The organism is Microbacterium sp. NPDC079356 (genome assembly GCF_049545465.1).
GTDB classification, from domain to species: Bacteria; Actinomycetota; Actinomycetes; order Actinomycetales; family Microbacteriaceae; genus Microbacterium; species Microbacterium gawkjiense.
In genome coordinates this window covers 1-4,117 of the sequence record NZ_JBMWDN010000014.1, presented here as the reverse complement: position 1 = coordinate 4,117, position 4,117 = coordinate 1, and the positions used below count along the sequence as shown (strand labels likewise).

At 66.4% G+C, this 4,117-nt stretch carries 4 protein-coding genes; 2 read left to right on the top strand and 2 right to left on the bottom strand.

Features of this window, described 5'->3' with window-relative positions; all coding sequences use genetic code 11:
• The first annotated feature begins 45 nt into the window (after positions 1-45).
• Positions 46-1,215 carry an IS30 family transposase gene (locus ACPEH0_RS14690; protein WP_366214737.1) on the top strand — a complete coding sequence of 390 codons (1,170 nt, stop codon included), beginning with the start codon at positions 46-48 and terminating at the stop codon, positions 1,213-1,215.
• 268 nt (positions 1,216-1,483) lie between these two features.
• Here ACPEH0_RS14690 and ACPEH0_RS14685 read toward each other — a convergent pair whose 3' ends face one another.
• Positions 1,484-2,572, bottom strand: coding sequence for a CU044_5270 family protein (locus tag ACPEH0_RS14685; protein ID WP_423719500.1), 1,089 nt, complete (start codon positions 2,570-2,572; stop codon positions 1,484-1,486).
• On the bottom strand, positions 2,538-3,131 hold the full coding sequence (locus ACPEH0_RS14680; protein WP_423719499.1) for an RNA polymerase sigma factor: 594 nt from the start codon (positions 3,129-3,131) through the stop codon (positions 2,538-2,540). The genes ACPEH0_RS14685 and ACPEH0_RS14680 overlap by 35 nt, the downstream gene beginning before the upstream one ends.
• Before the next feature lie 347 nt (positions 3,132-3,478).
• Here ACPEH0_RS14680 and ACPEH0_RS14675 point away from each other — a divergent pair, with 347 nt between their 5' ends.
• Entirely contained in the window at positions 3,479-4,054 is a 576-nt protein-coding gene (locus ACPEH0_RS14675) for a recombinase family protein (protein ID WP_366214743.1), read from the top strand.
• The last annotated feature ends 63 nt before the right edge of the window (positions 4,055-4,117 follow it).

The window sequence follows — 4,117 nt, the reverse complement described above, 5'->3', positions numbered from 1 at the left end:
TGCCGTAAACGATGGCGATCTCAACGGGTCAACGCACCACCGGCGATGATCGATCCGGAGGTTTGTGTGCCGCTCACGAGTGATCAGCAGAACGAGGTATGGGATCGGTGGGGGCGTGGTGAGCCGAGCCGGCAAATCGCTCGAGCTCTGTGCTGCAGCCCTGTGGTTGTCCGTCGACACCTCGCGGTTCACGGCGGTGTCCGTCCCGCTGCGCGGCGTCGCAGCGACCGGCACCTGTCCGTCGGTGAACGTGAGGAGATTTCGCGTGGCATCGCCGCGGGCGCGTCATCGAGGACAATCGCTCTACTGATCGGTCGGAGCGCGTCGACTGTGTCGAGGGAGATTGCGCGGAACGGCGGTCGGGTCGCATACCGCGCAGCCCTCGCTGATGTAGGTGCGTGGGAACGAGCGCGACGGCCGAAGGCGTCGAAGCTGGCAGGGTCGCCAGCGTTGCTTGCGGTGGTGAGGTCGCGATTGGAGCTGGACTGGTCGCCGCAGCAGATCGCCGCGTGGTTGCCCCGAACGCACCCGATGGATTCCTCGATGCGTATCTCTCACGAGACGATCTATCGCAGCATCTATGTGAGTGGCCGCAACGACCTCGGCCCCCACGCTGCCCGGCATCTCCGATCGGGCCGTGCGGTCCGTCAGGCGAGGCGAGTGAAGCAGGGTCACGGCCGGGGCGTTCTGCGAAACATGACCTCGATCCACACGCGGCCGGCGGCCGTGACCGACCGTCAGGAAGTGGGGCATTGGGAAGGCGATCTCGTCATGGGTACGAGACCTTCCGCTGTCGCGACGCTTGTTGAACGCTCAACACGGTTCGTGCGCATCGTGCCCCTTCCTGACGGGTACCGGGCCGACGCGGTCCGCCACGCGATCGCCGCGGACCTTCGACAGATACCGCTGGCGCTGCGGAAGTCGCTCACCTGGGACCGCGGCCGCGAGATGGCTTTCCATCAGGAACTCGCCGCCGAAACCGGCACCAGCGTCTACTTCTGCGACCCGCGTTCACCCTGGCAGCGCGGCACAAATGAGAACACTAATAGGCTTCTCCGCCAGTACCTGCCCAAGACCGACGACCTCAGACGATTTTCGCCCCGCGACCTCGACGATATCGCCGCCAGGATCAACGATCGACCGCGCCGGGTCCTTGAGTGGGCGACCGCCGCCGATCTCTTCCTCCCACAGGTGCGCGCAGCCGCCATGCTGTGAGGAACGCAGCTCGAGCCCTCTGCGCGGTCGCATGAGTACTTGAGCAGCGTGTCACCCAGGTGGAAGCAGACGTTCGGCCGTACGAGCTCACTGTGGCGGCGCACACTTCACCGCATCAATCCCCCTCGCCAGTCGCGAGGGGGATTGATGCGGTGGTGTCAGCTCTGGTCGCTCATGCCAGATGGCCGGAGGAGTTCGAGCGGGATCAGGAGAGTTTCTGTCGGCGGGAGGATGATGCTCGCTGGCTCGACGCCGACGATTGCTCCTCTCAGCATTCTCCCGTTTCGGGATTGACGGTCATCTTCCCGCACACCGATCCACCCTTCGGCGCCTCGCTGACAACCGAAGAAGTGACGGTGGTCCATCTCACGGCGGTTCCCGCCGGGATTCCATCCTGATCCCGGAGAAGGACCTCGCGATCGCCGATGAAAGCACCGGTGTCGGGGTCGATGATGATGTCCACGCGAGTGCCCCATGCGTCCTCGACCCGCCCGATCGCGACCCCGGTTCGACCTTGGAGGGTGGCTTGATCGCTGACGAACGTCACGCCGGGGATCATTGCCGCAGCCTTGTACATCGCGGCGCGCAGATCCGCAGGAACGGTCCCGATTCGGAGCCGGTCGGCAATGTAGACGAGCGCTTCGGTGTCGGGTGAAGGGCCAGCCCCGAGGGTGACACGATAGATGTGGTTGAGCAGACGGTACGGGTCTCGCGGAAGCTCGTTCAGGTCCGCGAAGCCCGCCCCGGACGAGCCCCCGTAGAAGGCGCCGCCTGGCGCTCGAAGGAGATCTCCAGCCTCGAACGCGTCCGACGACGACACCCCGTCCCACCACTCGTTTGCGATCTTCTCCGATTCTGGACCGAAGGTCGCCGCGATGGACTGCGGACCGCGCACCCACACCCAATCGTCGGAGGGATCCGCGGGACGGTAGAGGGTGTCATCGGACGCGTACTGGTACGAGGCCACGACGTCACCATCGCCCCCGCTTGACAGGTGCACTCCCACCGTCCTGACCTTTAGGTATTGACCGGGCTGCACCACCGGGTCAATCGAGGCGATCGCAGCGGAGCTGGCTTCATCGAGGACGGCTGCGGCGGCGGCATCCGCGCCCCCGCGCCACCCCGCAAGACCGACCACGTCCGTCAACACGAGCCCCGCCACGAGCGCCGCGGCGCCGACCGCGCTGAGCCCGCTGATCGCGAAGCGCCGAGCGCGTTTCGGTCGGCGTGGCGTGCTGGTGTGCGGCTGGGCGTAGCCGGCGGCTGCGGCTAGGAGCGCGCCGCGCCCCCGGTTCAGCGCCGCTTCCGGTGGTGCGGCCTCGCTACGCGTGTTGCGCAGCAGCGTCAACTCGTCCATGTTCCTTCTCCATCTCGGGATCGGTCGTGCCGGCCGCGGTCCTGAGGATTCGGCGGGCACGGTTGAGTCGTGAGCGAACGGTGCCAATCGGCACGTCGAGAGCGCGTGCGACGCCCGCGTAGTCGAGGTCGCCCCACGCATACAGCAGTAGGGTGTCGCGGTCGGACGCAGGTAGACCACGCAGCGCCGAAGCCAAGCGCCGCGTGAGCCGCGCAGCGTCCAACCGCGCACCCGCCTGCTCGATCATGTCGGGCGAGAGCTGCGCCGCGAGATCCGCAACCATGCCCTTCCACGCCCGCGCTTCCAGCCGCACATGCTTATGCATCAAGCGGGTGGCGATCCCGAACAGCCAGGGGCGAGCATCGACGATCGCGAGGTCGTACGCTGCTCTCTTCTCGAAGGCGACGAGGAACGTCTCCGACATCACGTCCTCGGCGCTGCCCTCTCCCAGTCGCTGCGCCGCGTAGCGGTAGATCACTGGCGCATGTCGATCGAAGAGCAGCGCGAACGCACCCGGCTCATCGGCCGAGCGTTCGATCACCTCGTTGTCTGTGCTCACGTCTGTATTGCTCATTTGTCCCGTTCGAGTTCACGATCCAGTACACGCGCTAGATCGAACGTCACGACGTGCCGGTAAGCACAGCAACGACGACAGCGGCGCCACGAAGGCAAGCGCGCGAGAGCGTGGGCCCGAAAGTGAATCCGGAAGGCCGTGAATCCCGCGAATACCGGTGATGAGTGCGCCGGACAGGGTCCGATGACACCGATCGGCACCGCCCGAAAGCCGGTCGTCCACCGTGCGCGATCCGAGCCGGGAGAGCCCACGCCAGCACTGGGCTGCGGGTGCGCGTATAGCCCGCACGAATTAATGCGCGGTGACGGCACCATATCTGCAACACTGTGTCGGTGAGCGGAACGAAGATCGGATACGCGCGGGTCTCGACCGCCGGGCAGGACCTCGCGACGCAGCGCGAAGGACTCGCGGCGCTCGGTGTGAACCCCAAGCTGGTCTACGTCGACCACGGACTGACCGGACGCGATCGCGACCGGCCCGGCCTCGCCCAGGCCCTCGCCGCCGTCCGGGCAGGCGACACCCTCGTGGTGACGAAGCTCGACCGGCTCGCCCGGTCCCTGCCGGACGCGCGGGACATCGCGGACGAACTAACGAGTAAGGGCGTCGCACTGAGCATTGGCGGCTCCGTCTACGACCCCAGCGACCCGGTAGGCCGGCTGCTGTTCAATGTCCTCGGCATGGTGGCCGAGTTCGAAGCCGACCTCATCCGGTCACGCACCCGGGAAGGCATGCAGATCGCCAAAGCCGCCGGGAAACTCCGAGGACGCCAGCCCACGCTGAGCAAAACGAAACGGAAGCACCTCCTCGACCTCGCCGCCGCGGGCAAGCACACTCAAGCAGAACTCGCGGAACTGTTCGACGTGTCCCGCACCACGATCTACCGGGAGCTGCGCCGTGCGACGAGCTGACGCGGATACGCTCGACGGCACGGGTGGTGCGTTGATCGGTTGAGACTGCCATCGTTTTCGGCG

Coding starts and splice junctions, on each gene's coding strand:
- ACPEH0_RS14690 (WP_366214737.1), top strand. CDS start 46: ATGATCGATCCGGAGGTTTGTGTGCCGCTCACGAGTGATCAGCAGAAC.
- ACPEH0_RS14685 (WP_423719500.1), bottom strand. CDS start 2,572: ATGGACGAGTTGACGCTGCTGCGCAACACGCGTAGCGAGGCCGCACCA.